The 26,375-nt window shown below is 65.1% G+C and carries 26 protein-coding genes and 1 other RNA gene; 11 read left to right on the top strand and 16 right to left on the bottom strand.

Annotated elements, in window-relative coordinates; all coding sequences use genetic code 11:
* Both AWJ14_RS08580 and ffs read right to left on the bottom strand, forming a co-directional pair.
* The coding region (locus AWJ14_RS08580) for an AAA family ATPase (RefSeq protein ID WP_245304173.1) at nt 1-475 on the bottom strand (475 nt) is incomplete at its 3' end.
* Nucleotides 476-583: 108 nt separating this feature from the next.
* An RNA gene (gene ffs, locus AWJ14_RS08575) (signal recognition particle sRNA small type) lies at nt 584-680 on the bottom strand.
* A 95-nt stretch (nt 681-775) separates the two neighbouring features.
* Here ffs and AWJ14_RS08570 point away from each other — a divergent pair.
* Together AWJ14_RS08570 and nudC are read left to right on the top strand one after the other, a co-directional pair.
* Nucleotides 776-1,180, top strand: coding sequence for an HIT domain-containing protein (locus AWJ14_RS08570; protein WP_139112576.1), 405 nt, complete (start codon nt 776-778; stop codon nt 1,178-1,180).
* Between the two features lie 3 nt (nt 1,181-1,183).
* A complete protein-coding gene (nudC, locus tag AWJ14_RS08565) occupies nt 1,184-2,146 on the top strand; it encodes an NAD(+) diphosphatase (RefSeq protein WP_066177555.1) in 963 nt (320 codons plus the stop codon).
* 121 nt (nt 2,147-2,267) lie between these two features.
* Here nudC and AWJ14_RS08560 read toward each other — a convergent pair whose 3' ends face one another.
* Together AWJ14_RS08560 and AWJ14_RS08555 are read right to left on the bottom strand one after the other, a co-directional pair.
* Nucleotides 2,268-3,152 (bottom strand): prephenate dehydratase, encoded by an 885-nt coding sequence (locus tag AWJ14_RS08560; protein ID WP_066177552.1) that lies wholly within the window; start codon nt 3,150-3,152, stop codon nt 2,268-2,270.
* 2 nt (nt 3,153-3,154) lie between these two features.
* Nucleotides 3,155-3,928 (bottom strand): 3-deoxy-manno-octulosonate cytidylyltransferase, encoded by a 774-nt coding sequence (locus AWJ14_RS08555; protein WP_066177550.1) that lies wholly within the window; start codon nt 3,926-3,928, stop codon nt 3,155-3,157.
* Between the two features lie 174 nt (nt 3,929-4,102).
* On the opposite strand from AWJ14_RS08555, the gene AWJ14_RS08550 reads away from it, so the two are divergent.
* The 6 genes from AWJ14_RS08550 (at nt 4,103) to AWJ14_RS08525 (ending at nt 11,919) form a co-directional block, all read left to right on the top strand.
* Nucleotides 4,103-4,888, top strand: a complete 786-nt coding sequence (locus AWJ14_RS08550; RefSeq protein ID WP_066177548.1) for a c-type cytochrome — start codon at nt 4,103-4,105, stop codon at nt 4,886-4,888.
* Between the two features lie 185 nt (nt 4,889-5,073).
* A complete protein-coding gene (locus tag AWJ14_RS08545) occupies nt 5,074-6,858 on the top strand; it encodes an extracellular solute-binding protein (protein WP_245304174.1) in 1,785 nt (594 codons plus the stop codon).
* 159 nt (nt 6,859-7,017) lie between these two features.
* Nucleotides 7,018-8,124: a microcin C ABC transporter permease YejB gene (locus AWJ14_RS08540; protein WP_066177542.1), complete on the top strand. Its 1,107-nt coding sequence runs from the start codon at nt 7,018-7,020 to the stop codon at nt 8,122-8,124.
* Complete coding sequence (locus tag AWJ14_RS08535) at nt 8,121-9,272, top strand: ABC transporter permease (protein WP_066177539.1); 1,152 nt, start codon at nt 8,121-8,123, stop codon at nt 9,270-9,272. The genes AWJ14_RS08540 and AWJ14_RS08535 overlap by 4 nt, the downstream gene beginning before the upstream one ends.
* Nucleotides 9,269-10,939, top strand: a complete 1,671-nt coding sequence (locus AWJ14_RS08530; protein WP_066177537.1) for an ABC transporter ATP-binding protein — start codon at nt 9,269-9,271, stop codon at nt 10,937-10,939. The genes AWJ14_RS08535 and AWJ14_RS08530 overlap by 4 nt, the downstream gene beginning before the upstream one ends.
* Before the next feature lie 14 nt (nt 10,940-10,953).
* Complete coding sequence (locus AWJ14_RS08525) at nt 10,954-11,919, top strand: 2-hydroxyacid dehydrogenase (RefSeq protein ID WP_066177534.1); 966 nt, start codon at nt 10,954-10,956, stop codon at nt 11,917-11,919.
* 34 nt (nt 11,920-11,953) lie between these two features.
* Here the strand turns inward: AWJ14_RS08525 and AWJ14_RS08520 are convergent, their stop codons facing one another.
* From AWJ14_RS08520 to AWJ14_RS08510, 3 genes are all read right to left on the bottom strand, one after another.
* Nucleotides 11,954-12,808 (bottom strand): C40 family peptidase, encoded by an 855-nt coding sequence (locus AWJ14_RS08520; RefSeq protein WP_066177531.1) that lies wholly within the window; start codon nt 12,806-12,808, stop codon nt 11,954-11,956.
* Complete coding sequence (locus AWJ14_RS08515; protein ID WP_066177528.1) at nt 12,805-13,173, bottom strand: MarR family transcriptional regulator; 369 nt, start codon at nt 13,171-13,173, stop codon at nt 12,805-12,807. The genes AWJ14_RS08520 and AWJ14_RS08515 overlap by 4 nt, the downstream gene beginning before the upstream one ends.
* Nucleotides 13,174-13,245: 72 nt before the next feature.
* Nucleotides 13,246-14,640 (bottom strand): leucyl aminopeptidase family protein, encoded by a 1,395-nt coding sequence (locus tag AWJ14_RS08510; protein ID WP_066177523.1) that lies wholly within the window; start codon nt 14,638-14,640, stop codon nt 13,246-13,248.
* A gap of 145 nt (nt 14,641-14,785) precedes the next feature.
* Here AWJ14_RS08510 and AWJ14_RS08505 point away from each other — a divergent pair, with 145 nt between their 5' ends.
* Nucleotides 14,786-15,601: a tetratricopeptide repeat protein gene (locus AWJ14_RS08505; protein WP_066177521.1), complete on the top strand. Its 816-nt coding sequence runs from the start codon at nt 14,786-14,788 to the stop codon at nt 15,599-15,601.
* 113 nt (nt 15,602-15,714) lie between these two features.
* Here the strand turns inward: AWJ14_RS08505 and AWJ14_RS08500 are convergent, their stop codons facing one another.
* The 9 genes from AWJ14_RS08500 to AWJ14_RS08460 all read right to left on the bottom strand — a co-directional run bounded on the left by AWJ14_RS08500 (nt 15,715) and on the right by AWJ14_RS08460 (nt 24,716).
* Complete coding sequence (locus tag AWJ14_RS08500) at nt 15,715-16,725, bottom strand: type II secretion system F family protein (protein ID WP_171904840.1); 1,011 nt, start codon at nt 16,723-16,725, stop codon at nt 15,715-15,717.
* A 16-nt stretch (nt 16,726-16,741) separates the two neighbouring features.
* Nucleotides 16,742-17,752, bottom strand: a complete 1,011-nt coding sequence (locus AWJ14_RS08495; protein ID WP_066177515.1) for a type II secretion system F family protein — start codon at nt 17,750-17,752, stop codon at nt 16,742-16,744.
* 12 nt (nt 17,753-17,764) lie between these two features.
* Nucleotides 17,765-19,273 carry a TadA family conjugal transfer-associated ATPase gene (locus tag AWJ14_RS08490; protein WP_066177513.1) on the bottom strand — a complete coding sequence of 503 codons (1,509 nt, stop codon included), beginning with the start codon at nt 19,271-19,273 and terminating at the stop codon, nt 17,765-17,767.
* A 24-nt stretch (nt 19,274-19,297) separates the two neighbouring features.
* Entirely contained in the window at nt 19,298-20,584 is a 1,287-nt protein-coding gene (locus AWJ14_RS08485) for a CpaE/TadZ family protein (protein WP_066177510.1), read from the bottom strand.
* Nucleotides 20,585-20,624: 40 nt separating this feature from the next.
* Nucleotides 20,625-21,338 carry a CpaD family pilus assembly protein gene (locus AWJ14_RS08480; protein ID WP_066177507.1) on the bottom strand — a complete coding sequence of 238 codons (714 nt, stop codon included), beginning with the start codon at nt 21,336-21,338 and terminating at the stop codon, nt 20,625-20,627.
* A gap of 14 nt (nt 21,339-21,352) precedes the next feature.
* Complete coding sequence (locus AWJ14_RS08475) at nt 21,353-22,837, bottom strand: type II and III secretion system protein family protein (RefSeq protein ID WP_066177501.1); 1,485 nt, start codon at nt 22,835-22,837, stop codon at nt 21,353-21,355.
* Between the two features lie 8 nt (nt 22,838-22,845).
* The gene (cpaB, locus tag AWJ14_RS08470) at nt 22,846-23,652 is read right to left on the bottom strand and encodes a Flp pilus assembly protein CpaB (RefSeq protein ID WP_066177498.1); all 807 of its coding nucleotides are present in this window, start codon (nt 23,650-23,652) and stop codon (nt 22,846-22,848) included.
* Between the two features lie 226 nt (nt 23,653-23,878).
* A complete protein-coding gene (locus AWJ14_RS08465; RefSeq protein ID WP_066177495.1) occupies nt 23,879-24,394 on the bottom strand; it encodes an A24 family peptidase in 516 nt (171 codons plus the stop codon).
* Nucleotides 24,395-24,515: 121 nt separating this feature from the next.
* A complete protein-coding gene (locus AWJ14_RS08460) occupies nt 24,516-24,716 on the bottom strand; it encodes a Flp family type IVb pilin (protein ID WP_066177492.1) in 201 nt (66 codons plus the stop codon).
* A 458-nt stretch (nt 24,717-25,174) separates the two neighbouring features.
* Between AWJ14_RS08460 and AWJ14_RS08455 the strand changes: the two genes are divergently transcribed.
* Both AWJ14_RS08455 and AWJ14_RS08450 read left to right on the top strand, forming a co-directional pair.
* Entirely contained in the window at nt 25,175-25,588 is a 414-nt protein-coding gene (locus tag AWJ14_RS08455) for a pilus assembly protein N-terminal domain-containing protein (RefSeq protein ID WP_066177489.1), read from the top strand.
* A gap of 157 nt (nt 25,589-25,745) precedes the next feature.
* Nucleotides 25,746-26,375: a TadE/TadG family type IV pilus assembly protein gene (locus tag AWJ14_RS08450; protein ID WP_066177485.1), complete on the top strand. Its 630-nt coding sequence runs from the start codon at nt 25,746-25,748 to the stop codon at nt 26,373-26,375.

The raw sequence follows: 26,375 nt of genomic DNA, 5'->3' as shown, positions 1-26,375 counted from the left end.
AGGCCTGGTTCGAGAGTATGTGCACTTCGTCGATGATATAGACCTTGTAGCGCGCCGACACCGGGCGGTAGCGCACCTGCTCGATGATCTCGCGGATGTCGTCGATGCCGGTGTGGGAGGCGGCGTCCATCTCGATCACGTCGACATGGCGGCCTTCCATGATCGCCTGGCAGTGCTCGCCGGGGCTGGACAGGTCGATGGTCGGCCGGTCGATCCCGTCGGTCTTGTAATTGAGCGCACGCGCCAGAATGCGCGCCGTCGTGGTCTTGCCCACGCCGCGCACGCCGGTCAGCATCCAGGCCTGGGCGATGCGGCCGGTGGAAAAGGCGTTGGTGAGCGTGCGCACCATCGGCTCCTGGCCGATCAGGTCGGTGAAATCCTTGGGGCGGTACTTGCGCGCCAGAACACGGTACGGCGCCTGTGCCTCGGGCGAAGTCCCCGATTGAGCTGTGGTGGTGCCGGTCGTCTGTTCCATCGTGTCCTTTGCCGCCCCTCGCGCTGGCTGGATGCCAACCGCACCAGATTCCCAGCCCGGCGGAACCCGTCAATGACAGGGCCTGCCATGATGGGCGCGGGCGAAAGGGTGGGAGGCTGGCACGGTGACCCGTGCCGGGCTCGTTAGGGCTGCTTCCTTCCGGACCTGACCCGGTTGGCGAGTGGCTCGTCCACCACCAACCTCCCGCCTGCACATATCGTCAATCGCACCGGCAAAAGCAAGCCAAGGCCAAAAAAAACTGCTAATGTCGGTGCCTGATCCTGAATCATGGTTCCGCCAATGTCCGATTTTGCCCTCGATCCCCGCCTTGACCGCGATTCCACCCTGCTGATGAAACTCGGCCTGTGCCAGCTCAGGCTGATGCAGGACAGCCGCTGGCCATGGGTGCTGCTGGTGCCGCAGCGCAACGGCATTTCCGAACTGTTCGACATGACGCCGCTCGACCAGACCATGCTGACCTTCGAGACCGCGCTGGCGGCGAAGGCGCTCAAGCAGGCGACGGGATGCGAAAAGATCAATGTCGGCGCGCTCGGAAACCAGGTGCGGCAATTCCATCTGCACATCATCGCCCGCAGCACGGGCGATGCGGCCTGGCCCGGTCCGGTCTGGGGGCATGGCGAAGCCACCCCCTGGGACGGCGATGCCCGGGCCCAATTCACGAAAAGACTTCTCGAGGCCCTCTGATCCATGACATTTTCCCTGTTCGACCACGACGCCCCCCACGGCGAAGCCAGCCGGCTTGTCGCCTTTTCCGGAAACCGGCTCGACCGGCGCTCGGAACATCGCACCGAAAGCGAACTCGGGGATGCGCTCAAGGACCCGGCCACGCGCTATTTCGCCATTGCCGCGGGCCGGCTCGTCATGCGGGTCGAGGGTGACCGGACCGATGGGCTGCTGCAGGCGGCCGATCTGGCGGCGATGCAGCCGCTCGAAGCCGACGCCGTGCTGATCGGCTGGGATGCAGCGAACGCGGCGCGGATCGCCATGCCGCTCGGCATTGCGCCCGACGACCTGTCCGAGCCGTTCAAGGCGATCGACAGCCGCTCGGTCTACCGCCAGGCACTCCTGGACGAGGAGGCCCTCGGCGCCTATGCGCAGGGAACCAGCCTCGTTTCCTGGGCGCTTGCCAACCGGCACTGCGGCGCCTGCGGCGGCGCGATGACGCCCGAGGCCGGGGGCTATCGGCGCCGCTGCGGCGCCTGCGGCCACGTGGTGTTTCCGCGCACCGATCCCGTGGCGATCATGCTGGTGCTCGATGAGAGCGGCGACCGTTGCCTGCTCGGGCGCAGCCCGCATTTTCCGCCGGGCATGTATTCCTGCCTCGCGGGCTTCATCGAGCCCGGAGAGACGATGGAAGACGCGGTGCGGCGGGAAACCCTGGAAGAATCCGGCATCCGGGTCGGGCGCGTGCGCTATCACGCGAGCCAGCCCTGGCCGATGCCACATTCTCTGATGATCGGTGTCTATGCCGAGGCCAGGAGCTTCGACATCGAGCGCGACACCACCGAGCTCGAGGACTGCCGCTGGTTCGACCGCACGGAGACCGAGGCGATGCTCGCCAATGTGCTGGGCGAGGACAAGGCCTCCGCGCCGCCGCCGGGCGCGATTGCGCAACGGCTGATGCGCGACTGGCTGGACTGGCGCCGCTGAGCCCGGCTGGCTGCCGGCCGAGGCGGTTCACCGCGACCTGGGGCACCTCCTTGAAGCGGGGCGGCCTGGTGCATACCTGGCACGCAAGCACCCGCCGACGGTTTCCGGACGGGACTTCGCCTCAGCCTCCGGCTTCTTCCTCGTTGGCGCCGTTCTGCTCCAGCCGGAACGGATGCGCCGGATAGACGCCCAGGATCCTGAGCTCCTTGGAGAAGAAGGCGAGTTCTTCCATGGCGCGCGCCACCGGCGCCTCGTCAGGATGGCCCTGGATATCGGCGTAGAACTGGGTGGCGAAGAACTTGCCGCCGATCTGGTAGCTTTCGAGCTTGGTCATGTTGACGCCGTTGGTGGCAAAGCCGCCCATCGCCTTGTAGAGCGCGGCGGGCAGGTTGCGCACCCGGAAGACGAAGGTGGTGACCACCACCTCGTCCGCCACCGGGCGCGGCGCATGGCGGGGTTCGCGCGACAGCACCACGAAGCGGGTGACATTGGTTTCCGTGTCCTCGACATTCTCCTGAAGGATGTCGAGGCCGTAGAGCTCGGCCGCCAGCCGTGGCGCGAGTGCGGCCATGGTGCGGTCGTTGCTCTGCGACACCAGCCGGGCGGCCCCGGCCGTATCGCCGGCGACGACGGCTTTCCAGCCATTGGCGCGCACCACCTTGCGGCACTGGCCGACGGCATGGACATGGCTGTGCACGGTGCGGATTTCCGAGCGGTCGACGCCGGGCAGCGCCATCAGCTGGAAATGGATCGGCATGAAGTATTCACCGACGATGTGCAGGCGCGATTCCGGCAGAAGATAATGAATGTCGGCGACGCGGCCGGCGATGGTGTTCTCGATCGGGATCATCGCCAGATCGGCCTCGCCCTGGTCGAGCGCGTTGAATGCATCCTCGAAGCTCGCGCAGGGCAGCGGCTCCATGTCGGGAAACATGTCGCGGCAGGCCATGTCGGAATTGGCGCCGAACTCGCCCTGGAAGGCGATGCGGTTGGTGGAAGCTGTCATTATCACTGTCCGTTGCGAGAAGAGGGCGCCTGGTCTGCCGCGAGAATCCGGCGGGCGCGTTCGAGATCGGCGGGAGTATCGACACCGAGCGGGACCGAGTCAACGATGGCGACATCGATGCGCATGCCGTCTTCGAGCGCCCTGAGCTGCTCGAGCGATTCCCGTTTCTCGAGCGTAGAGGGCGCCAGCGCGACGAAGCGCGCAAGCGCCTGCCGGCGCCAGGCATAAAGCCCGATGTGATGGTAGAGCGGTCCGTCGCCATAAGGCGCAGTCGCGCGCGTAAAATAAAGCGCACGCAAGAGGCCATCGCCGAGCGGCGATCCGACGATCTTGACGATGTTGGGATTGGTCCGGTCCGCCTCGTCGGCGATTTCGACCGCCAGCGTCGCGAGATCCGCCGGCGAGGACGCCAGCGGCAGAACCGAGCGTCGGATGGTCTCGGGCTCGATGGCAGGGATGTCGCCCTGGACATTGAGGATGATGTCGGCGCGACCCTCGGGGTCCATGATCTGCGCCGCCTCGAACACCCGGTCCGAGCCCGACTGGTGGTCTTCGCGGGTCATCACGGCTTCGAAGCCCGCCGCCTCGACCGCGGCGGCGATCTCCCGGGAATCGGTCGCCACCGCGACGCGGCCGACCCCGGCCAGCGTCGCCTGGCGCGCCACGCGCACGACCATGGGCTGGCCGCCGATATCGGCGAGCGGCTTGCCGGGCAGGCGGGCCGAAGCCAGCCGGGCCGGGATGATGACGAGCGTCTGCTCCTGCAATGTGGCCATCTTGGCTTGTATCCCCGGTTGGACCGCCCGCGATGCTCTCGCAGTTTCGCGGCGGCCCACACAAACAGTGTTGCAACTGAATTGCAAAAGACATAGGTTCCGCGCGATTTCAAGACGGCTTCGGGCCTTGCTGAGCACAGGGCTGGACACCGAACCGAAACGGAGCGAGGGAACATGAACTCCAACTATTTCAACTCCGCGGCAGGCGCGGTTCTGGCGGTCCTGTTTGTTGTGATGACCCTTTCGATTGTTTCGGAAGCGATTTACGAAACGCCGGCCCCGGAAAATGCAGGCTTTGTGATCGAAGTGGCCGAAGGCGGCAGCAGCCAGAGCGCGCCCGCGGAAGAAGAAGCCGCCCCCGAAGAGATCGCACCGCTTCTCGCCAATGCCGATCCGGCCAAGGGCGAAACGATCTTCAAGAAATGCGCGGCCTGCCACACCAACGACGCGGCAAGCACCAACAAGGTCGGCCCCGGCCTGTGGGGCGTGGTGAACCGTCCGGTCGCCTCGCATGAAGGCTTCAACTACTCCACCGCCATGACCGAATTCGCCCAGGGCGGATCGGTGGTCTGGGACTACGATCACCTGAGCCACTTCCTCGAAGCCCCGAAGAAGTACATCTCCGGGACCGCGATGAGCTTCGCCGGCCTCAAGAAGATCGACGAGCGCGCCGATGTGATCGCCTATCTGCGGACGCTTGCGGACACGCCCGCGCCGCTGCCCGACCCCAATGCCGCAGCCGCGGAAGAAGCCGCTCCGACCGAAGCCGCAGCGCCGGCCGAGGAGGCAGCCCCTGCCGAAGAAGCCGCACCTGCACAGGAGGCCGCTCCCGCAGAGGAAGCTGCGCCGGCTGAGGAGGCTGCTCCCGCGGAAGAGGCCGCACCGGCTGAAGAAGCTGCGCCGGCCGAGGGTGCGGAACCCGCTGCAGAACAGGCTCCGGCCACGGAACAGAGCAACTGATCCAGTTGCATGACTGACGAAAAAACCGGGCCTGGCCCGGTTTTTTTGTGTCCTGCGGCGGTTTTTCGCCGCGCCCCCTGCCCCTGACGCAGAATTGGCCTATTGTCCCCTCAAGGAACTTTTCAGGAGGACACGCCGCAATGATCAACCGTTTCATCCCCTTTCTGCTGGCACTGAGCGCGCTCATGCCGTTTTCGCCGCCCTCGTTCGCGCAGGACGGCACCTGGCGGCACGGGATGTCGATGATCAACGAGTTGAAATACGCGCAAGGTTTCGCCCACTTCGACTATGTCAATCCGGACGCGCCGAAAGGCGGCACGCTGCATTTGTCGGAGGAAGGCACGTTCGACAGCCTGAACCCGATCCTCGCCAAGGGACAGCTGGCGGTGGGCCTGGGGCTGGTGTTCGACACCCTCATGAAACCCTCGGAAGACGAGGTCTCGGCGTCCTACGGCCTGATCGCCGAAAGCGTGTCCTTTCCAGACGACATTTCCAAGGTGACGTTCCGGCTGCGCGCGGAAGCCAAATGGCCCGACGGCGAGCCGGTGACGCCCGAGGACGTGGTCTTCAGCTTCACCAAGGCCACCGAACTCAATCCGCTTCAGGCGCAGTACTATGCCCATGTCGTCTCCGCGGAGAAGACCGGCGAGCGCGAGGTGACCTTCCGGTTCGACCAGACCAACAACAAGGAACTGCCGCATATTCTCGGCCAGATCCTGGTCCTGCCGAAGCACTGGTGGGAAGGCCAGGACAAGGCCGGGAACACGCGCGACATCGGCCGCACCACGCTCGAGCCGGTGATGGGCTCGGGACCCTACCGGATCGCAAGCATGGCGGCCGGTTCGAGCATCCGCTACGAATTGCGCGACGACTATTGGGCGCGCAACCTCAACGTCAATGTCGGCCACGACAATTTCGGTGCGATCGAATACGCCTATTTCACCGACGCCAATGTCGAGTTCGAATCCTTCCGCGCCGGCAACATTGATTTCCGCCAGGAGAATTCGGCAAGCAAATGGGCCACGGCCTATGACTTCCCCGCCATCCAGAACGGAGAGATCAAGCGCGAGGAGATCGCAAACCCGCTGCGCGCGCGCGGCATCATGCAGGCCATGGTGCCGAACCTGCGTCGCGACAAGTTCAAGGACATCCGGGTGCGCAAGGCACTCAACTACGCCTTCGACTTCGAGGACCTGAACCGCAACCTGGCCTTCGACGCCTTCGATCGCATCGACAGCTATTTCTGGGGAACGGAACTCGCCTCCTCGGGCCTGCCTGAGGGACGGGAGAAGGAGATCCTGGAAGGCCTGAAGGACAAGGTGCCGCCGGAGGTGTTCACCACCCCCTACACCAATCCGGTCGGCGGCGACGCCCAGAAGGCACGCGCCAACCTGCGCCAGGCGCTGGCGCTGTTCCGCGAGGCCGGATACGACCTCAAGGACCAGAAGCTCGTCAATGCCAAGACCGGGGAGCCGTTCGAACTCGAGATCCTGCTGCCGAGCCAATCCTTCGAGCGCTCGGTGCTGCCCTATGTCTCCAATCTCAAGAAGATCGGGATCGACGCCCGGATCCGCACCGTCGACAGTTCGCAATACACCAACCGTGTGCGCAGCTTCGACTACGACATGATCTGGGGGCTATGGGCGCAGACCCTCAATCCGGGAAACGAGCAGACCAACTATTGGGGCTCGTCCTCCGTCGACCGCGAAGGCTCATCGAACTATGCGGGCATTTCCGATCCGGCGATCGACGAACTGATCCGCAGGATCATCTTCGCCCAGGAGCGCGACGAGCAGGTGGCGCTGGTCAAGGCGCTCGACCGGGTGCTGCTCGCCCATCACTATGTCGTGCCGCTGTTTTACAGCAAGGCCTTCAAGGTGGCCTACCGCGCGACTCTCGCCCATCCCGCGGAACTGCCCTATTACGGCATCGGATTCCCCGAAATATGGTGGTCGACCGAAGCGCAATGAGGCGCTTTCGGCCTTGCACCGTCTGCGACATTCGATTCTGTATGAGGGTCGGACGAATCAGCCCCGGGCTTGCTTTGCCGGCTTGAAGGATTTGAGATTGAGCACATCGTCACCGACCAGCGGCGGCCGGGTCGCCCCAGGCAAGCGGATCACGACCTGATGGGCGCCTATATCCTCCGCCGCCTGCTGTTGATGATCCCGACCATCGTCGGCATCATGGCGATCTCCTTTGCCGTGATCCAGTTCGCGCCGGGCGGCCCGGTCGAGCAGGTGATCGCGCAACTGACCGGCCAGGGCAACTCGTCGCTCGACCGGATCGGCGGTGGCGGCGGCGACACCGTCGGCAGCCCGCAGCAGGATTTCGGCGATTCCGCCTCGTCGCAGTACCGCGGCGCGCAAGGGCTGGACCCGGAATTCATCGCCAAGCTGGAAGCCCAGTTCGGCTTCGACAAGCCGCCGCTCGAGCGGTTCCTGACGATGATGTGGAACTATATCCGCTTCGATTTCGGCGAAAGCTATTTCCGCAGCGTCTCGGTGCTCGACCTGATCATCGAGAAGATGCCGGTGTCGATCTCGCTCGGCGTGTGGATTCTGCTGCTCTCCTACATCATCTCGATTCCGCTGGGGATCAAGAAAGCGGTGTCGGACGGCTCGCGCTTCGATGTCTGGACCTCCGGCCTGATCGTGGTCGCCTATGCGGTGCCCGGCTTCCTGTTCGGCATTCTCCTGATCGTGCTGTTCGCCGGCGGGTCGTTTTTCGACTGGTTCCCATTGCGCGGGCTGACATCGGACAATTTCGCGCAACTGAGCCTGGTCGACAAGGTCATCGACTATCTCTGGCACCTGACGCTGCCGCTGATCGCGCTGTCGCTGGCGGCCTTCGCCACCACGACGCTTCTGACCAAGAATTCCTTCATCGACGAGATCCGCAAGCAATATGTCACCACCGCGCGGGCCAAAGGGCTGACCGAGCGGCAGGTGCTCTACCGGCACGTGTTCCGCAATGCCATGCTGATCATCATCGCCGGCTTTCCGGGCGCCTTCATCTCCGCCTTCTTCTCGGGCTCGCTGCTGATCGAGACCATCTTCACGCTCGACGGACTGGGACGGCTGGGCTTCGAATCGGTGATCCGGCGCGACTATCCGGTGGTGTTCGCCACGCTGTTCATCTTTTCCCTGATGGGTCTGGTCGTCGGACTGATTTCCGACCTCGTCTATACCTGGGTGGACCCGCGCATCGACTTTGAAAAGCGGGATGTCGGATGAGCGCGCAAAGCCCGACCGCAAACGACAGGTTCGACGCACAGGGCCGGCCCAAGGGCTGGCTGTCGCCCACCAACAGGCGGCGCTGGGCCAATTTCAAGGCCAACCGCCGGGGCTACTGGTCGCTGTGGATCTTCCTCGTGCTGTTCGGCGCGAGCCTGCTCGGCGAGTTCATCGCCAATGACCGGCCGATCATCGCCTCCTACAAGGGCGAGATCCTGTTCCCGGTCGCCATCGACTATCCGGAGGAAAAATTCGGCGGCTTCCTGGCGCGCACGGATTACCGCGACCCGTTCATCCAGGACGAGATCGAGGCCAATGGCTGGATGATCTGGCCGCCGATCCGCTATTCCTACAACACCGCCAATTCCTACATTCCCCACTCGGCGCCCACACCGCCATTCTGGATGATGGACAAGGAAACCCGCTGCCAGGCCTATCCGCTGAAGACCGAGGATCCGGGCTGCACTCTCGGCAACATGAACTGGCTGGGCACCGACGACCAGGCCCGCGACGTCACCGCGCGGATGATCTACGGATTCCGCATCTCGGTCCTGTTCGGCCTGACGCTGACGGTGTTCTCGGCCGTGATCGGCATCGCCGCGGGCGCGGTGCAGGGCTATTTCGGCGGCTGGACCGACCTTTTGATGCAGCGCTTCATCGAGATCTGGTCGTCGATGCCGGTGCTCTACATCCTGCTGATCATCGCCGCGATCCTGCCGCCGGGGTTCTGGATCCTGCTCGGCATCATGCTGCTGTTCTCCTGGGTGTCCTTCGTCGGCATCGTCCGCGCCGAATTCCTGCGCGCCCGCAATTTCGAATATGTCAACGCGGCGCGCGCGCTCGGCGTCGGCAATGCCACCATCATGTTCCGGCACCTGTTGCCGAACGCCATGGTGGCGACGCTCACCTTCCTGCCGTTTATCCTGTCGGGCTCGATCACCACGCTCACCTCGCTCGACTTTCTCGGCTTCGGGCTGCCGCCGGGCTCCGCCTCGCTCGGCGAACTGATCGCCCAGGGCAAGCGCAACCTGCAGGCGCCATGGCTGGGGCTGACGGCGTTCTTCACCATCTCGATCATGCTGTCGCTGCTGATCTTCGTCGGCGAAGCCACGCGTGACGCCTTCGATCCGCGAAAGACCTTCCGATGACGGCGCCCGAAACCCCCAACGCCGGAACGGGCGGGCAGGACGGCGCGCCGCTTCTGTCCGTGCGCGACCTTTCGGTCGCCTTCCACCAGGGCGGAGACAGCCAGCTGGCGGTCGACCGGGTTTCGTTCGACATCCGGCGCGGGGAAACCGTCGCGCTGGTGGGCGAATCCGGTTCCGGCAAATCGGTCTCGGCGCTGTCGGTGTTGCGGCTGTTGCCCTACCCGGCGGCGAGCCACCCTTCCGGCGAGATCCGCTTCAAGGGCGAGGACCTACTGTCGGCGCCCGATGAGAAGATCAGGGATGTGCGCGGCAACGACATCACCATGATCTTCCAGGAGCCGATGACCTCGCTCAACCCGCTGCACACGGTGGAGCGGCAGATCTCGGAGATCCTGCACCTGCACCAGGCGATCCGCCCCGACGAGGCGCGGCGGCAGGTGATCGAACTGCTCGACCAGGTCGGCATCCGCGAGCCCGAAAAGCGGCTGGCTTCCTATCCGCACCAGCTGTCCGGCGGCCAGCGACAGCGGGTGATGATCGCCATGGCGCTTGCCAACCGGCCGGCGCTGCTGATCGCCGACGAGCCCACGACCGCGCTCGACGTCACCGTCCAGGCGCAGATCCTCGAGCTGCTCCGCGATCTCAAAGATCGCCACGGCATGGCGATGCTGTTCATCACCCACGACCTCGGCATCGTGCGCAAGATCGCCGACCGGGTCTGCGTGATGACCGACGGAAAGATCGTCGAGACCGGCCCCACCGAGGACATCTTCGCCGATCCGCAGCATGCCTACACCAAACACCTGCTCGCGGCCGAACCCAAGGGCCGGCCGCCCGCGCGCAAGCCCGACGCCGCGGAGGTGATGCGCGCGCGCGACATCAAGGTGTGGTTCCCGGTCAAGCGCGGCTTCCTCAGGCGCACCGTCGATCACGTCAAGGCGGTCGACGGGCTGTCGCTCGATCTGAGGGCCGGGCAGACGCTCGGCGTCGTCGGCGAATCCGGTTCGGGCAAGACCACGCTCGGGCTGGCGCTGATGCGGCTGATCCGCAGCGAGGGCGAAATCCTGTTCGAAGGCCAGTCGCTGCATGACCGGGCGTTCAAGGACATGCGGCCGCTGCGCAGCGCCATGCAGGTGGTGTTCCAGGATCCGTTCGGCTCGCTGAGCCCGCGCATGTCGATTGCCGACATCGTCGGCGAGGGGTTGGAGATCCATGCCCGAGACCTGTCGGCGCAGGCGCGGGACCGCCGCGTCGCCGAGGCGCTGGAGGAGGTGGGGCTCGACGCCTCTACCCGCTGGCGCTATCCGCATGAATTCTCCGGCGGCCAGCGCCAGAGGATCGCGATCGCCCGCGCCATGGTGCTCAAGCCGCGCTTTGTGATGCTGGACGAACCGACCTCGGCGCTCGACATGAGCGTGCAGGCGCAGGTGGTGGACCTGCTTCGCGACCTGCAGAGCCGACACGACCTCGCCTATCTGTTCATCAGCCACGATCTGAAAGTGGTGCGCGCGCTTGCAAATGACGTGATCGTCATGCGCCAGGGCAAGGTGGTCGAGCAGGGCACGGCCGACAAGATCTTCGACCATCCGGAAACCGATTACACCAGGGCGCTGATGGCGGCGGCCTTCAATCTCGAATCGACCGCCCAGGGCGCGGTCAGCGACTAGGCTACAGGGACTTCATGACAGAGACGAACGACACGGGACGCATCCTGCTGGCGCTGACCGGCATGCCGACCGACATGTGGCTCGACGAGTTCGCGCGGGCCGCCCCCGACCGCAAGGTGGTGGTCGAACCCGACGGCGCGGCCGATCCCAGCATCCGCTATGCGGTGGTGTGGAAGCAGCGGCCGGCCTTGCTGTCGAAACTGCCGAGCCTGAAGGCGATCTTCTCGCTCGGGGCCGGCGTCGACCATGTCTTCCGGGACCCGGACCTGCCGGACGTGCCGATCGTGCGCGTCGTCTCGCCGGACCTGACCACGCGGATGAGCGAATATGTGGCCTGGCAGGTGCTCGACCATCACCGGCTCGGCCCGCGCTACCGGGCGCAGCAGGCGCGGAAAGTCTGGAACGAGGACCGCGGCCAGAAGGCTGCCCGCGACATCACCGTGGGCATCATGGGGCTCGGCGAACTCGGGCGCGACGCCGCCGCCAAGCTCCAGGCGCTCGGCTTCAGGGTTTCGGGCTGGTCGCGCACCGAAAAACAGGTCGAAGGCGTCGCCTGTCATGCCGGACCCGAAGGGCTCGGCCCGTTCCTGGCTTCGGCCGATATCTTCGTCGTGCTGTTGCCGCTGACGCCCGACACCAGCGGGATTCTCGACCGCAGCCTGTTCGAACGCATGACCAGGCGTGGCCCGCTCGGCGCCCCGGTGCTGATCAATGCCGGACGCGGCGGGCTGCAGAACGAAGCCGATATTCTGGCCGCGCTCGACGAAGGGCTTCTGTCGGCGGTGACGCTCGACGTGTTCCAGCAGGAGCCGCTTGCGCCGGACAGCCCGTTCTGGAGCCATCCCGCGGTGACCGTGACCCCGCATGCGGCCGCCGCCTCGGTGCCGTCCTCGCTGATCGGGCCGATGGTCGCGCAGATGGATGCGCATGACCGCGGCGAGCCGCTGGTCAATCTCGTCAACCGCGCCGCGGGCTACTGACCGCGCGGCGCGGCGCCGCTTCCACGGCAGGCGATCACGGGCGGCGGTAGCAGGTCGGCGGGCCGTAGAGCCTGGCGATGCGGTCGATGGCAGCCTCGAGCGGTTCGCGCGTGACCGTCATGGTGCCTCCGGACGCGTGCAGCAGCGTGTTCGCGTCCTCGGCCAGGCCGGCATGCCCCTTCCAGAACACCAGGTCGCCGCGCCGCAGATCGTCGCGGTCGATGAGGCTTCCCAGGCTTGCGGCCTGCATGTCGGAATCGCGCGGCGCGGATTTTCCGGTCTGCGCCAGCGCCATCTGCACGAGCCCCGAGCAATCGATGCCGAACCCGGAGCGGCCGCCCCACAGATAGGGCGTGTTGAGGAACAGGGTCGCCACGGCGACCGCGTCTGCGGCGAGAGCCTCCCCGAGCGGGCGCAGATGCGCGGCGATCATGGCCGACCCGTCCTCGAGCAGCGCATAGCGAGTGCCGCGGGTTTCGGCCGTGCCGGTGACGGTGACGCGGCTGCCCATCGACAGGGCGTGGCGGCGCGGGAAGCGCAGGTCCGCCCCGGGATAGACGAAGCTGCGCGGAACCGACACCCCATGGGTTGCGGCGCCGGCGCCGTCGGCGATCGCCTCTTCCGGCAGATAGCCGACATAGCCGTCGGCATCGAGTTGCACCCAGGCCCAGCCACCCGAACGGTCGAAGACCGCAAGCGTCTCGCCGAACAGCGCCTGGGTGTCGATGCCTGCGGCAAGGTCGGGGCGCGGGCGGATGTCGGCCACCGGCACGATCAGGCGCGCGGGCCTGCTGGCGGCATAGCCCTCAGCCTCGACCTGTCCTTTCAGGCGAATGTCGGCCAGGTCCGGCCGGTAGGCGTGGAGGCGGCGGTCGAGGGATGCGCTCATGCATGAACTCCGTCTGCGGAAGACAGCCTGCGCCCTTCCGCGATGATGATGTCGCCGATCTTTTCGACGAACAGCGCGCCATCGACGGTGCGCTTGATGATGACGTTGCGCCGGTCGCGCTCGTCGCGCACCCGGCGCACCAGTCCCATGTGCCCCATCGTGTCGAGCGCCCGGGTGATGACGGGCTTGGTGACGCCGAGCGTGGCGGCAAGACCGCGCACGGTATGCGGAGGCGGCGCGAGATAGATATGCAGCAGGATCGCCATTTGCCGAACCGTCAGGTCCGGTCCGACAGCCCGGACGTGCTCGAGCGTGACGGCATGCCACAACCCGAGCGCGTCGGATGGCCGGAGTTCAAGTCCCATGTGTTGCGCCCCTCGTTTCGGTCCCGTTTTACCTTGACCGAAACGGGAAAGCCGCGCAAGTCGGGGCCCGGATCAGGCCGGATAGCGTGCCGAGATGACCTCGAACAGCGCCCGGATGGCCTGTGCCTCGCCGCCGGTCGGCCCGTGCGGCCGGTCCTTGGGCGACCAGGCGAAAATGTCGAAATGGGCCCAGCTGGTTTCCGGCGTGACGAACTGCTTGAGGAACAGCGCCGCTGTGATGGAGCCCGCGAACCCGCCGGATGGCGCATTGGTGAGATCGGCGATCTTGGCCTTGATGTCGGCCTCGTAGGGCTTGTAGAGCGGCATCCGCCACAGCGGATCGACGATCGCGGCGGAGGCGGAAGACAGCTCGCCTGCCAGCGCCTCGTCATCGGTGTAGAACGGCGGCAGGTCCGGCCCCAGCGCCACCCGCGCGGCCCCGGTCAGCGTCGCCATGTCGATCAGCAGCTCCGGCTCTTCCTCGCCGGCGTAAGTGAGCGCATCGGCCAGCACCAGGCGACCCTCGGCGTCGGTGTTGTCGATCTGCACCGTCACTCCCTTGCGGCTTTTCAGCACGTCGCCGGGCCGGAAGGCCGAAGCCGAGATCGCGTTCTCGACCGCCGGGATCAGCACCCTCAGATCGACCGGCAGGCCCGCCTCCATGATCATCAGCGCAAGCGCCATCACATTGGCGGCGCCCCCCATGTCCTTCTTCATCAGCAGCATCGAGGCGGCGGGCTTGATGTCGAGGCCGCCAGTGTCGAAGCACACGCCCTTGCCCACCAGCGTGATCCGCGTCGCGCCTTCCCGGCCCCACCGCATCTCGAGCAGGCGCGGGGCCTCGGCCGCGGCCCGGCCCACGGCATGGATCATCGGAAAGCCCTTGTCCAGAAGCGCGTCGCCGGCCACGACCTCGACGGTGGCGCCGTAATGCCCACCAAGCCGGCGGAATGCCGCCTCCAGCGCTTTGGGCCCCATGTCATTGGCCGGCGTGTTCACGAGATCGCGGGCGAGGTAGACGGCGGATACGGTGCGGGCGATGGCATCGGCGTCGGCATCGGCGGGGATCACCAGCCGTGGAGCCTCGCCCGCAGGCTTGCTGTAGGCCTCGAAGCGGTAGGCACCCATGCCGAAGGCCAGTGCCATCACCGCGCCGGAAATCGGCGAGGTCTCGATGTGCCAGTCGCCCTTGGGCAGGAGCCGCGCCAGCTTGCCGCCGGCGAAGGGGTGCCATTGCCCCTCCTCGCCGAGGCCGAACAGCGCGCCGGCAAGCTTGCCGTGCCGGTTCGGCACCAGCAGCAGGGAGCCTTCGGCTGCCTTGAAGCCTGCCGTCTTCGCCCAGGAGAGCGCCGTCTTGTCGAAATGGCCGCGCTCGATGTCAGCCCGGGACACGGCCCAGACGGGCAGGGTCTCGCCGGAAACGGGAGCGAAAGGGGACGGTCGATCGATATGCTGGAACGAAGTCATGGCTTATCCTTGGGCCTTGGTGAACGGCAGAACGGGGAATCAGTTGTTAACCCTTGATTAGGGTTAACAGATTATTGCTTGAGCGAGGACTGCGGCGGCGTCGCGCGTCGCATCGCCCCTTCACCTGCAACCCGGGACCAGGCCCATGTCAGTGACCCCTTTCCGCCCCACCTTTCGCCGCCGGATCTTGGGCGCGACCTGCGTTGCGGCGCTCGCGCTTGCGCTGGCCGGCTGCGCATCGAAAAGCCAGCTGACGACGGGCTCGATCCCCACGCTCAACAAGCCGCTTGCGGCCATGAATGCGAGCGAACTGCACTCGGCCGCGGAAAGCGTCGGCAGGGCCTATGACCGCAATCCCAAGGACCCGGCGGTCGGCATGCAATACGCCTCGGTGCTGACCATGGGCGGGCGCGCCGACCAGGCGCTGGCGGTGATGCAGCAGGTGGCGATCCACAATCCCAACAACCGCACGGTGCTTGCCGCCTATGGCAAGGCGCTGGCCGGGGTGGGCCAGTTCGACAAGGCGCTCGACGCCATCAAGCGGGCACAGACGCCCGACCGTCCGGACTGGCAGCTTCTGTCGGCGGAAGGGGCGATCCACGACCAGCTCGGCGATCCCGCGACCGCCCGTGAACGCTACCGCAAGGCGCTCGATATTCAGCCGAACGAGCCTTCGGTCCTCTCCAATCTCGGCATGTCCTATGTGCTCCAGGGCGATTTGAGGACGGCCGAAACCTATCTCGCCTCGGCCGTGCGCCAGCCGGGCGCCGACAGCCGCGTGCGCCAGAATCTCGCGCTGGTGGTGGGCCTGCAGGGCCGTTTCGGCGAAGCGGAGAAGATCGCGAGCGCCGAGCTGTCCCCCGACCAGGCCGCCGCCAATGTGAGCTATCTGCGCGCCATGCTGTCCCAGCAGAACGCCTGGAACAAGCTCAAGGACAACGACAAGCACAACACCAACTGACATTCACCGCCGAAGCGGCAAAAAAAGACCGGCGCGGGATCAACCTCCCGCGCCGGTCTTTCTTAATCTCATGCCCGAACGAGGCTCCGGCCAGTGCCTTGGCGAACGGCCTTCTACCCCGGCACGCCGCCCGAGAAATTGTCCATCACCTGGATCGCGGCCGGGCCGAGGATCACGCCGATCAGCACCGGCAGGAAGAACAGGATCATCGGCACGGTCAGCTTAGGCGGCAGCGCCGCGGCCTTCTTCTCGGCTTCCGTCATGCGCTGGTCGCGGCTTTCCTGGGCGAGCACGCGCAGCGCCTGGGCGATCGGCGTGCCGTAGCGCTCCGACTGGATCAGCGCCTGGGTCACCGATTTCACCGCTTCCAGGCCGGTGCGGTTGCCGAGATTCTCGAAGGCCACGCGGCGGTCCTGGAGGTAGGAGAGCTCCGCCGTCGTCAGGACGAATTCCTCGGCCAGCGGCGGCGACTGGATGGCGATCTCCTCGGCCACGCGCTTCATCGCCGCCTCGATCGACACGCCCGATTCCACGCAGATCAGCATCAGGTCGAGCGCATCGGGCCAGGCGAGCTTGATCGAGGCCTGCCGCTTCTTCGACTGGTTGGAGACGAACAGGTTGGGCGTGTAGAAACCGGCATAGGCCGCGACGATGCAGGCAAGCATGCGCACGGTGAAGGGCTTGTCGGTCAGGTGATCGAGCAGGAAGACATAGACCACCGAGCCCAGCAGGAAGACGAAGGGCAGCACGAAGCGCGCCAGCAGGAACATGTTGAGCGCGTTCTGGGTGCGATAGCCGGCGGCGCGCAGCTTGGCGACGGTGGCATCATCCGCGAGTGCGGCCTTGAGGTTCAGCTGTTCGACGATGCCGCGCACCGACGCGTTGTTGTGGGTGCGCAGGCCGGCATTCCTGTCCCCGCCGCGGGCCTGTTCGGCGTTCAGGCGAGCCCGCTCCCGGGCGCGGATCTCGTCGCGCTCGAGCGCCGCCGATTTCATCCGCGCATCGAGGTCGCCGCGCTCGAAATAGGGCGCGATGATGGTGAACAGCGTGGCGAACACCGCCACGGACACCAGGATCGGCACCAGATAGGCCGGATCGGTGAGGGAAGACATAAGTGATGACATCATGGCGCGCCCGTTCCTAGATCTCGAAATTGATCATGTTGCGCATCACCATGATGCCGATCGACATCCAGATCGCCGAGGCTCCGAGGATCAGGTGGCCGCGGGTGTCGGTGAACAGGATGGTTATGTAGTCGGGCGACGTCAGATAGACCAGGAACGCGACGATGAAGGGCAGCGCGCCGATAATCGCCGCCGACGCCTTGGCTTCCATCGACATCGCGTTGATCTTGCCCTTCATCTTCTTGCGCTCACGCAAGACACGGGAGAGGTTGCCGAGCGCTTCCGAAAGGTTGCCGCCGGCCTGGGCCTGGATGGCAATGACGATGGCGAAGAAATTCGCTTCGGGAAGCGGGATGCGGTTGTAGAGGCGGGTGCAGGCCTCGGGCACGCTCAGCCCCATCTGCTGGGCCTCGACGATGCGCTTGAACTCCGTGCGCACGGGCTCCTGCCCTTCCGAGGCGATCATGCGGATGGCGTCGTTGAGCGGCAGGCCGGACTTGATCGAGCGCACCATGATGTCGAGCGCATTCGGGAATTCGGCAAGGAACGCCTTCATGCGGCGGTTGCGCAGGAAACCGATGATCCAGCGCGGCAGGCCGCCGCCGAAAATGACCAGCACGCCGAAGGTGACCGGCAGGCTGCCATAGGCAACGAAGGAGAGGAAGGCGAACACCAGGCCCAGGGCGGCCGACATCAGGTAGAACTGGTTGAGGGAAAGGCCGAGACCCGCCTGGGCGATGCGGTCCTTGAGCGCAGGCGAGGTGCGGCGATCGTTCTCCTTGCTCTTCTCTTCCAGCGTCTTGAGCGAGTCCTGGACGGATTTGCGCCGCTTGTTGACCTCGTTGAGCCGATCGCGGGCGGCCGTCGCCTTGGACCGGTCGGTCTCGGCCGCCTTGACCCGGTTGACGCGGCTCTCCGCCTTGCGTTCGCCTTCGATCCGGCCGTAGAGCACGCCATAGCCCATGGCCCCGGCCGAGAGCGCGGCGAGGCCGATGATGGCAAGTACCACTGTATCCAGACCAAACACGCCAGCGTCTCCTTAAGAGGTGATTTTTTCCATGGCGTCGAGGGAGGCCGCGAGCCGCTTTTCCTCGCCGTAATAGCGGGCACGGTCCCAGAAATTCGGACGGCCGATGCCGGTCGACCGGTGCTCGCCAATGATGTTGCCGTTCGCATCCTCACCCATCATCTCGTATTTCATGAGATCCTGGGTGATGATGACGTCGCCCTCCATGCCGACGACCTCGGTGATGTGGGTGATGCGGCGCGAGCCATCGCGCAGGCGGGCGGCCTGGATGACCACGTCGACCGATCCGGAAATGATCTCGCGCACGGTCTTGGCAGGCAGCGCGTATCCGCCCATGGCGATCATCGATTCCATTCGGCTCAGGCATTCCCGCGGCGAGTTGGCGTGGATCGTGCCCATCGAGCCGTCGTGGCCGGTGTTCATCGCCTGCAGAAGGTCGAACACCTCGGGCCCGCGCACCTCGCCGACGATGATCCGCTCGGGCCGCATGCGCAGGCAGTTCTTGATCAGGTCGCGCATGGTGATCTCGCCCTCGCCCTCGATATTGGGCGGGCGGGTTTCAAGCCGCACCACATGCGGCTGCTGCAGCTGCAGTTCCGCCGAGTCCTCGCAGGTGATGATGCGCTCATCGCCGTCGATATAGGCCGTCAGGCAGTTGAGCAGCGTGGTCTTGCCCGAACCGGTACCGCCGGAGATGACCACATTGCAGCGCACGCGGCCGATGATCTGCAGGACAGCCGCCCCCTCGGGCGTGATCGCGCCGAACCTGACGAGCTGGTCGAGCGTGAGCTTGTCCTTCTTGAACTTGCGGATGGTGAGCGCGGTGCCGTCGATGGCGAGCGGCGGCGCGATCACGTTGACGCGGGAGCCGTCCGGCAGGCGGGCGTCGCAGATCGGCGAGGATTCGTCCACGCGGCGGCCGACCTGGCTGACGATGCGCTGGCAGATCGACAGAAGCTGGCTGTTGTCGCGGAACCGGATATCGGTCTCCTGAACCTTCCCGGCGACTTCGATATAGGTCCGGCCCGCACCGTTGACCATGATGTCGGCGATGTCGTCGCGCGCCAGCAGAGGTTCGAGCGGGCCATAGCCCAGAACGTCGTTGCAGATGTCGTCGAGCAGTTCCTCCTGCTCGGCGATCGAGAGCGCGAAATTCTTGATGGTGATGATGTCGTTGACGATGTCGCGGATTTCCTCGCGCGCGCTTTCGCCGTCGAGCTTGGCAAGTTGCGACAGGTCGATGGTGTCGATCAGGGCGGTGAAGACCTGGCTCTTGGTGTCGTAATAGGCTTCGTTGCGGGCCGCCTTGCGCTTGACCGGCGGTTCCTCGCGGCGCGGAACCGGCTGCTGCACCGGCTTGGCAACGGCGTCCGCCGCCAGCGGCGTCTGCGGTGCGCTCGCCTGCATCGCCGGTCGGGCGTCAGGCATCGGCATCGCCTGCGCCTCGGCATGGACCATCGGCCTGGCCGAGGGGGCGGGTAGCGGCTTGCCCGATCCATCGTTGCTGCGTTTGCCGAACATGGTGCTTACTCCAGACTTCCCTGTTTACTTGCGGCCCAGCAGGCCCATCAGCGACGACAGCCCCGCCTTCTTGCGCTTTCTCGCCTCCGCCCGGCCGGTGACGACATGGGCGATCTGCGACATGGCTTCGGCGACCGGGGACCTGGCCGCCGATTCACCGATCATGAGGCCTGAATTGGCCGCCTCGCCGAACAGCGCGGCATCGAAGGGGATGATCGCCAGCGGCTCGATGTCGAGCGGATCGCAGAACACGTCGGGGGCGATTTCCGGCCGCTTGGCCATGCCGACCTGGTTGAGGATGAGCAGCGGCTGGCGGTCGTTGGGCCGCAATTTGCGCAAGGTATCGAACAGGTTCTTCGTGTTGCGCAGGTTGGCGAGATCCGGGGTCGCGGTGACCACGATCTCGTCGGCCGCGCACAGCACCTTTCGGCTCCACTCGGTCCAGACATGCGGCACGTCGAGCACGGAGACCGGCGCGTTGCGCTGGATGATGTCGAGGATCGGCAGGAACACGTCGCCCGAAAAATCATAGGTGCGGTCGAGCATCGACGGCGCCGCCAGCATGGACAGGTGCTCCGAGCACTTGGCCAGCAGGCGGTCGAGGAACACCTCGTCAAGCCGGTCGGGCGAATAGACCGCCTCGGCAATGCCTTGCGTGGGGTCGTTGTCGAAATTCAGGTTCGCGGTCCCGAAGGCGAGATCGAGATCGGCGAGGATCACCTCGCTCGAGAACAGGCTGGAGATGCTCCAGGCGCAATTGTGGGCGATGGTGGAGGAGCCGACGCCGCCCTTGGCGCCGACAAAGGCGATCGAGCGGCCGAGCGGAGCGGCTTCGGGATCGACGAAGATCGCCGAGATGACCCCGATCAGGTCCGCCATCGAGACCGGCGCGACGATGTATTCGGACACGCCGTTGCGCACCAGGTCGCGGTAGAGCGCGACGTCGTTGACATGGCCGACCACCACCACCCGCGTGTCGGGGTCGCAGACTTCGGCCAGGTCGCCGAGTTCGCCGATCAGCGTGCGGGCGTCGGCCCGGGTTTCCAGGATCAGCAGGTTGGGCGTGGGCGAGCCGGCGAACATGTTGGTCGCCGCCGAGACGCCGCCCGAATTGATGCGCAGGTTGACCTTGGCCATGCGCCGGTCCTGGGCGCAGCGTTCCATGGTCTTGGCCAGGCCATCCGATTCGACGAAAGCATGCACCGAGATCCGCGGCAGCGGGCGGATGCGGTCGAATTCGGCGCGCTCGGAAACGGGCTCCGGCGCTTCCTGCCGCGGGTCCTGCTCGATTTCGTAGTCAAGGTTGGTCATCTGCCTTGTCCTGCTTTCACTGCTTGGGCGTTGCGGTGCGTCAAAGCGCGGCACCGTTCTGACGATAGGCATCGATGGCGTTCGCGCGACGGGTCGCGTCGATCGCCGTGCTTCCGCGCGGGTTCAGCAGATCGCCGGGATTGGCGATCTGGGCAGCCAGGTTGTTCTGCGAGGCACAGCCGAAATTGGCGTAGTGCTTGTTGTCCGCGCTGTTGGCGAGCATGTCCTCGGGCCAGCGCCCGCATTCGTTGGTCGAGGCGGTGATGGCGAGATAGCTGATGCGAATGGGTGCGGCGTCGCCGCCGCTCCCGGCCTGGTAGTAGCTCGTGATGATGCGGTCACGCGGGATGCCTTCGGAGCGCAAGACCTCGGCCACCTCGCCCGCCATTCGCTGGGCGGCGCCGGCATCGAGCGAGCCCGAAGGGGCGATGATGCGCACCGCACCGGAGGCGTTGGCCCGGTAGTTGCTGGCAACACCGCGCACCGCCTCGCGCATGGCGACCGTCAGCTTGCGGTCTCCCGAGCCCACCGGCAGGTCGAAGCTGTGCTCCTTCTCCGCAACGATGATCGGGTGATTGGTCCGGTAGTCGTCCGGAATCGAACCGACGGTAATGCTGGAGGGGCCGTATCCGGCGCAGCCGGAAAGGAAAAGCGTGACCAGGCAGAGCGAGAGGGCGGCCGGTCGCGGCCAGCCAACGCGGCGGCGCAGGCGGTCCTGATCGGGGCACGAATGGGCAAAGGTATTGGTTTGCATCGGATGTCCCCTGATCACTTGTAGATGAAGCCGACGACGCCGTGATAGCGACCGGGCTTGAGATCGGTTTCCATGTGGCCGTAGACGCGGTTGACCCGTCCAAGGAAGAAGCCTGCGCCATCGCTGGGCGGGTTGAAATTGTCGTCCGGACGCGCCAGCGCATTGCGGGCGACCGGCTTGACCAGATACGGCGTGGCGATCACCACCAGCTCGGTCTCGGCGCGGGAATAGGACTTGCTGCGGAACATCGTGCCGAACACGGGGATCTTGCTCGCCCCGGGGACGCCTTGCGTGTCCTGCTGCACGTTGTCGCGCACAAGGCCCGCGAGCGCGATCGAGCCGCCGGACGGAAGCTCGACCGATGTCTCGATCTGCCGCTTGCGGAATTCCGTGGTGTTGCCCTCGGTCAACGGCTCGGAAACCTCGGTGTTGATCTTGAGGCTGATGCGCCCCGCCGAAAGCACGACCGGGGTGAAATCGAGCTTGATGCCATATTCGTAGCTTTCGGTCGCGATCGAGCCGTCCGGCTGATAGACGTTGCGCAGGATCTCGCCGCCAGAGGTGAAGGCTGCGCTTTCACCGGAAATGGCGGTCAGGCTGGGTTCGGCCAGCATGCGGATGACCTTGGCCTGCTCCATGGCGTTGAGCACGCTCTGGATGCCGTATTTGCCGATCGAGCCCGTCAGCGTGCCGCTGATCCCGCCGGAAGCAATCTCAGCGGCGTTGTTGAGCGTGAGAACGTCGACGCCGGAGCTGTTGGACACGGAATTGTTGAAGCCGAGCTGCTTGAGCACTTCGCGGCTGACTTCCGCGACCGTGATCTTGAGCGTCACCTGGTCCTCGCCGTCGATCTTGAGCAGGTTGACGATCTGCGATTTCTGACGACCTTCCGCAAAGATCGCCGAGGTCCCGCCCTCGGTGCCGGCGGCAGTGATCTCGCGCGTCGTCGCCTCGCCCCCGGTCAGGAAGATCTGCGCCAGGTTGGCTGCCTGGGCCGCGTCCTGCGGCGTGCGCACCGAGCCGGTGAGCACGATATTGTCGGAAATGATCTCGACCCGGATGTCCGAGTCGGGAAGGAAGCGGGCCAGATGCGCCTGCAGGCCGGAAACATCGCGTTCGATCTCCAGATCGATGGCGACGATCTCTTCGCCGCCGGGGCCGAAGATGAAGATGTTGGTCTGGCCCACGGTCTTGCCGAACAGATACATCCTGCGCGAGGTGCGGGTAACCGCGTCGGCAAGGCTCGGATCGGCCACCAGGATATCGTGGGCATCGGTCGGCAGGTCGATCACGATCGCCTTGTTGAGGCCGAGCTTGACCCGTTTGGTGACGCCGGGACCGGTATGGGTGATCCGGATGACGCTTTCGGCCGCCTGGGCCGTGGACAGGAAGCCGCCGGTGGCAGGGTCCAGTCCGAGGCCCGTGAAGACGGTTGCTCCGGCCAGGGCAAGACCGAAGATGGAAGACAGGAGCGATTTTGAAATGTGACGCACGTTCATTCTCCGCTTCAGTTGGTGGCGCCAACTTCGGTTATGGTGCCAGAGCGGATCAGCTGGATGGCTGCCGAGCCATCTTCGCCGCTCAAGAGATATTTCGCCCCGTCGACGTCCGGTTCCTGAACGTCGGCGATGCTGCGCAGCACAAGGGTCAGCCGGTCGGCCATCTGCTGGGCGACGGAGATGATCTTGGATTGTTCCGGCGTCAGCTCCAGCGTCGCCGTGGTCCCCACCGCGGTGCGGTTGCCGTTGGCGTCTTCCTCGATGCGCTGATCGATGGCCAGCACCCGGATGTTGGACAGGATGACCTCGGTGACGAACCCTTCCGCACCGGTCTTCCGCCGCACCATGATCACGTCCACCCGGTCGTTGGGAAGAATGAAGCCGCCGGCGCTGGTGGCGACCGAGATCTCGGTGGCGACAGCGCGCTTGCCGGCGGGCAGCAGCGACGACATGATCCGCGCGGAGGAATCGACGATCTTCTCGGCCCGGAGCGGTTCGCCGGCAAAGACCGGCAGACGCACGACCGAGCCCGACAGCTCGTCGATGGCTTCTGGGCGGGTGTCGCGACGGATCAGCCCCTCGACGAGGCCATCCTCCGGCCACCCCTTCCACTGCATGGTTTCGGCGTTGAGCCGCGAGCCCACCGGCAGGCTGGAAGTGGTCACCAGCACATCGATCGTCGGCATCTTCTGGATGACCGGCGCGGAAGCGATTTCATTGACCTGGACGGTCGGTGTCAGGTTCATGGCCAGATACCCGGCCAGAGCTGCTGCCAGGACGGCCACTGCCATAATGACGACGCGTGCGGGTTTCATGCTGCTTCCTCTGACGAGTACGGGATACGCTCGCCGCAGAATGCATGCGCAATCGTGTAATTATGGTTAATGACTCTCTAGCGAACAGGGTTAACGCAAACTTGCAGCAACACGCGCCCCCCGATGCAGCTGCCAGACGCCGGCCCCCGTTGACAGAGCGCGGGTGCGCTGCGGCAGTTTCAGCCTGACGGCAATGGTATCGGGAGTGGATGCCCGCGCAGGCGGTTCAAATCATCCGCGCGAGCGCGGCCTGGAAGATCGCGGTATCGGGATAGGTGGAGAAGGCCGCCGCCCCGATCGCCACGCCATAGGGAATTCCGGCGCGGGCCTTGAAGAAATGCATCGGGATCGGCAGCGGCGCGATCAAGAGCACGTTCTGGTTGGCGCGGATAAGCAGCACGATCAGCGCCAGAAAGCCGCCAAAGACGCCGGTTAAGCCCAGCAGCGCCACCAGATCGCCGTTGAACCCGTACCAGAATGCCAGTGCCGTCAACAGCTTGGCATCCCCGCCGCCCATGACGTTGAGGGCGAACAGGGCGAAACCGCCGGCGAAAACGCAAAGGGCTGCAACAACCGACCAGCCGAACGTGGCCAGATCCATGCCGCTCAAGGGCGCGACGATGAAGAACGACACCACCAGGATAATCGAAATGCGGTTCGGGATTTTCATCGAGATAAAATCGCAGAACGCGGCCATGGCCACGCAAAGCGGCAGAATGACAAAAATCGCGGCTTCAACCATCGGCTTGCTCCTGAGCTCGACCCGAGACTAATTGGAAGACCTTAAGAAACAGCAATGAACGCACAAAAAAAGCCGCCCCCCGGGGCGGCTTTGTCATGATTGAATGGTTTAGAAACCAGTCTCAGCCCCCAGCCGCTGGGGTATGCAGGTCGTTCGCGGAGTTCATCTTGTCCGACAGGCTCTGGAACTGGGCGTTCAGCGTGTTGCCGAGCGTGGTGGCGCCGGTGATCAGGGCGACCGAGATGAGGGCGGCGATCAGGCCATATTCGATGGCGGTGGCGCCGGATTCGTCTTTGACGAAGCGGTCGATGATGTTCTTCATGGGATACTCCTTAATCCAAACAGTGGGTTCAGCACTCCGTCAACCGTTGCCGTTGATCAGATGAGGTCACCCTATCGTGAGGTCTTTTCGATCTGCTTAATGAATGTGGTTAGCAAAAGCTTAGCCGGTCATCACCGGTATTCTGGTTAACAGATCCTCAGCCGGCATCCTCGCCTCTGCCCGGCCTTGTCGACGCAATCCCTTTGTTGGCGAGATCCCACAGGCCGGACTGGGCGCCCGGGATGGGCGACACGAACCAAAGCGGGTCACTTCGCTCTTCCCGCAGAGGCGCTCGGCAATCGCGGTCCGGGAGACCGACCTCGCCTCCGAGGCATCGCACCTGTTCCATTGATGGCGTCAAAGCGAGGGTATTTCGTGGTATCGGCGCCCGCCTTAAGGCTTCATTCACCAATCCGCGCGATTTTAGGGACCATCTCCGCAGTTCCGAAGGAAACGGCATGACCCATTCCATCCCTGCCCGGCGCCGGTTTGTGCAAGTCGCTTGCGGCTTGGCGCTCGCGGTTGCGTCGTCGCTTCCGGCCCATGGCGCCGAGGACGTGATACGGGTGTTCATGGACCATGCGCGTATCCTCAAGCTCGATCGCCCTGTCGCCAAGGTGATCATCGGCAATGCGAGTGTGGCCGATGTCGCGGTGTCCGATCCCCAGACGATCATCCTGACGGGCAAATCCTACGGCACCACCAATCTGGTCATCCTCGACCAGACCGGCAATGCCATCGTCGATGAGCGCATCATGGTCAGTGTCGACGAGGCCAACACGCTGCGGGTGTTCAAGCAGACCAGCCGGTCGGTCTATTCCTGCTCGCCCTCCTGCGAAGAGCATGTGCAGGCGACCGCGCCCAATCCCTGAGAGGGTCCGGACGACAGGCGCCCGAGGCACCCGGCGGCATCCCGCAGATTCATGGCTGGTTAACCACGCGGGACCATGGAACAGGCACCGCGTTACGAATATTCAACGACTTCGTCCTATTTTCGGCTTGTGACACTGCATGTCCGGGAGTCCGAAGATGAAACTCGATGACCAAGCCCGTCCACGGCGAGCGCTCCGAAGCCGGTTGCCGCGGATTGCCGGCCGCTTGCGGCGGTCCCGGGACGGCACCGCCGCCATCGAGTTCGGGCTGCTCGCCTTTCCCTTCTTCCTTCTGGTGTTCGCGACCATCGAGGCCTTCATCGCCTTTGCCGGCGAGCAATTGCTGGAAAACGCGGTCGACACCATGGGGCGGCAGATCCGCACCGGCCAGATCACCTACGGCCTCGGCCGCACCACCGACCTGACCGCCGAGCAGTTCCGCGCCAGGTTCTGCGCCGAGATCAGCCTGATGATCAAATGCCCTGCGACGGAAGATCCCGATGACCGGAAGCTCTATCTCGACGTCCGCGAGTTTGCGAGTTTCGCCGCCATCCCGAACTATATTCCCAAGGTCAGCAACGAGCAGTTCTCCGATCTCGACCCGACCTCCTTCGCCTACAGGCCCGGTGGGCCGCAATCCATCAACATCGTGCGGGCCTATTACCGTTGGGAAGTGATGACCGACCTGGTGCGGCCGTTCATCACCAATATCCGCAAGGACGGGTCGATGCCGCGCGATTACCTGATGGTGGCCACGGCAGCCTTTCGCAACGAGAACTACCCGTGA

This window comes from Parahoeflea olei (assembly GCF_001703635.1).
Taxonomy (GTDB): Bacteria; Pseudomonadota; Alphaproteobacteria; order Rhizobiales; family Rhizobiaceae; genus Hoeflea; species Hoeflea olei.
This window is presented reverse-complemented; position numbering and strand designations above follow the sequence as displayed.

Excerpts from the sequence above, each read along its gene's own strand:
- AWJ14_RS08570 (WP_139112576.1), top strand. The coding sequence starts at position 776 with ATGTCCGATTTTGCCCTCGATCCCCGCCTTGACCGCGATTCCACCCTG.
- nudC (WP_066177555.1), top strand. The coding sequence starts at position 1,184 with ATGACATTTTCCCTGTTCGACCACGACGCCCCCCACGGCGAAGCCAGC.
- AWJ14_RS08560 (WP_066177552.1), bottom strand. The coding sequence starts at position 3,152 with ATGACAGCTTCCACCAACCGCATCGCCTTCCAGGGCGAGTTCGGCGCC.
- AWJ14_RS08555 (WP_066177550.1), bottom strand. The coding sequence starts at position 3,928 with ATGGCCACATTGCAGGAGCAGACGCTCGTCATCATCCCGGCCCGGCTG.
- AWJ14_RS08550 (WP_066177548.1), top strand. The coding sequence starts at position 4,103 with ATGAACTCCAACTATTTCAACTCCGCGGCAGGCGCGGTTCTGGCGGTC.
- AWJ14_RS08545 (WP_245304174.1), top strand. The coding sequence starts at position 5,074 with ATGCCGTTTTCGCCGCCCTCGTTCGCGCAGGACGGCACCTGGCGGCAC.
- AWJ14_RS08540 (WP_066177542.1), top strand. The coding sequence starts at position 7,018 with ATGGGCGCCTATATCCTCCGCCGCCTGCTGTTGATGATCCCGACCATC.
- AWJ14_RS08535 (WP_066177539.1), top strand. The coding sequence starts at position 8,121 with ATGAGCGCGCAAAGCCCGACCGCAAACGACAGGTTCGACGCACAGGGC.
- AWJ14_RS08530 (WP_066177537.1), top strand. The coding sequence starts at position 9,269 with ATGACGGCGCCCGAAACCCCCAACGCCGGAACGGGCGGGCAGGACGGC.
- AWJ14_RS08525 (WP_066177534.1), top strand. The coding sequence starts at position 10,954 with ATGACAGAGACGAACGACACGGGACGCATCCTGCTGGCGCTGACCGGC.
- AWJ14_RS08520 (WP_066177531.1), bottom strand. The coding sequence starts at position 12,808 with ATGAGCGCATCCCTCGACCGCCGCCTCCACGCCTACCGGCCGGACCTG.
- AWJ14_RS08515 (WP_066177528.1), bottom strand. The coding sequence starts at position 13,173 with ATGGGACTTGAACTCCGGCCATCCGACGCGCTCGGGTTGTGGCATGCC.
- AWJ14_RS08510 (WP_066177523.1), bottom strand. The coding sequence starts at position 14,640 with ATGACTTCGTTCCAGCATATCGATCGACCGTCCCCTTTCGCTCCCGTT.
- AWJ14_RS08505 (WP_066177521.1), top strand. The coding sequence starts at position 14,786 with ATGTCAGTGACCCCTTTCCGCCCCACCTTTCGCCGCCGGATCTTGGGC.
- AWJ14_RS08500 (WP_171904840.1), bottom strand. The coding sequence starts at position 16,725 with ATGTCATCACTTATGTCTTCCCTCACCGATCCGGCCTATCTGGTGCCG.
- AWJ14_RS08490 (WP_066177513.1), bottom strand. The coding sequence starts at position 19,273 with ATGTTCGGCAAACGCAGCAACGATGGATCGGGCAAGCCGCTACCCGCC.
- AWJ14_RS08485 (WP_066177510.1), bottom strand. The coding sequence starts at position 20,584 with ATGACCAACCTTGACTACGAAATCGAGCAGGACCCGCGGCAGGAAGCG.
- AWJ14_RS08480 (WP_066177507.1), bottom strand. The coding sequence starts at position 21,338 with ATGCAAACCAATACCTTTGCCCATTCGTGCCCCGATCAGGACCGCCTG.
- AWJ14_RS08475 (WP_066177501.1), bottom strand. The coding sequence starts at position 22,837 with ATGAACGTGCGTCACATTTCAAAATCGCTCCTGTCTTCCATCTTCGGT.
- cpaB (WP_066177498.1), bottom strand. The coding sequence starts at position 23,652 with ATGAAACCCGCACGCGTCGTCATTATGGCAGTGGCCGTCCTGGCAGCA.
- AWJ14_RS08465 (WP_066177495.1), bottom strand. The coding sequence starts at position 24,394 with ATGGTTGAAGCCGCGATTTTTGTCATTCTGCCGCTTTGCGTGGCCATG.
- AWJ14_RS08460 (WP_066177492.1), bottom strand. The coding sequence starts at position 24,716 with ATGAAGAACATCATCGACCGCTTCGTCAAAGACGAATCCGGCGCCACC.
- AWJ14_RS08455 (WP_066177489.1), top strand. The coding sequence starts at position 25,175 with ATGACCCATTCCATCCCTGCCCGGCGCCGGTTTGTGCAAGTCGCTTGC.
- AWJ14_RS08450 (WP_066177485.1), top strand. The coding sequence starts at position 25,746 with ATGAAACTCGATGACCAAGCCCGTCCACGGCGAGCGCTCCGAAGCCGG.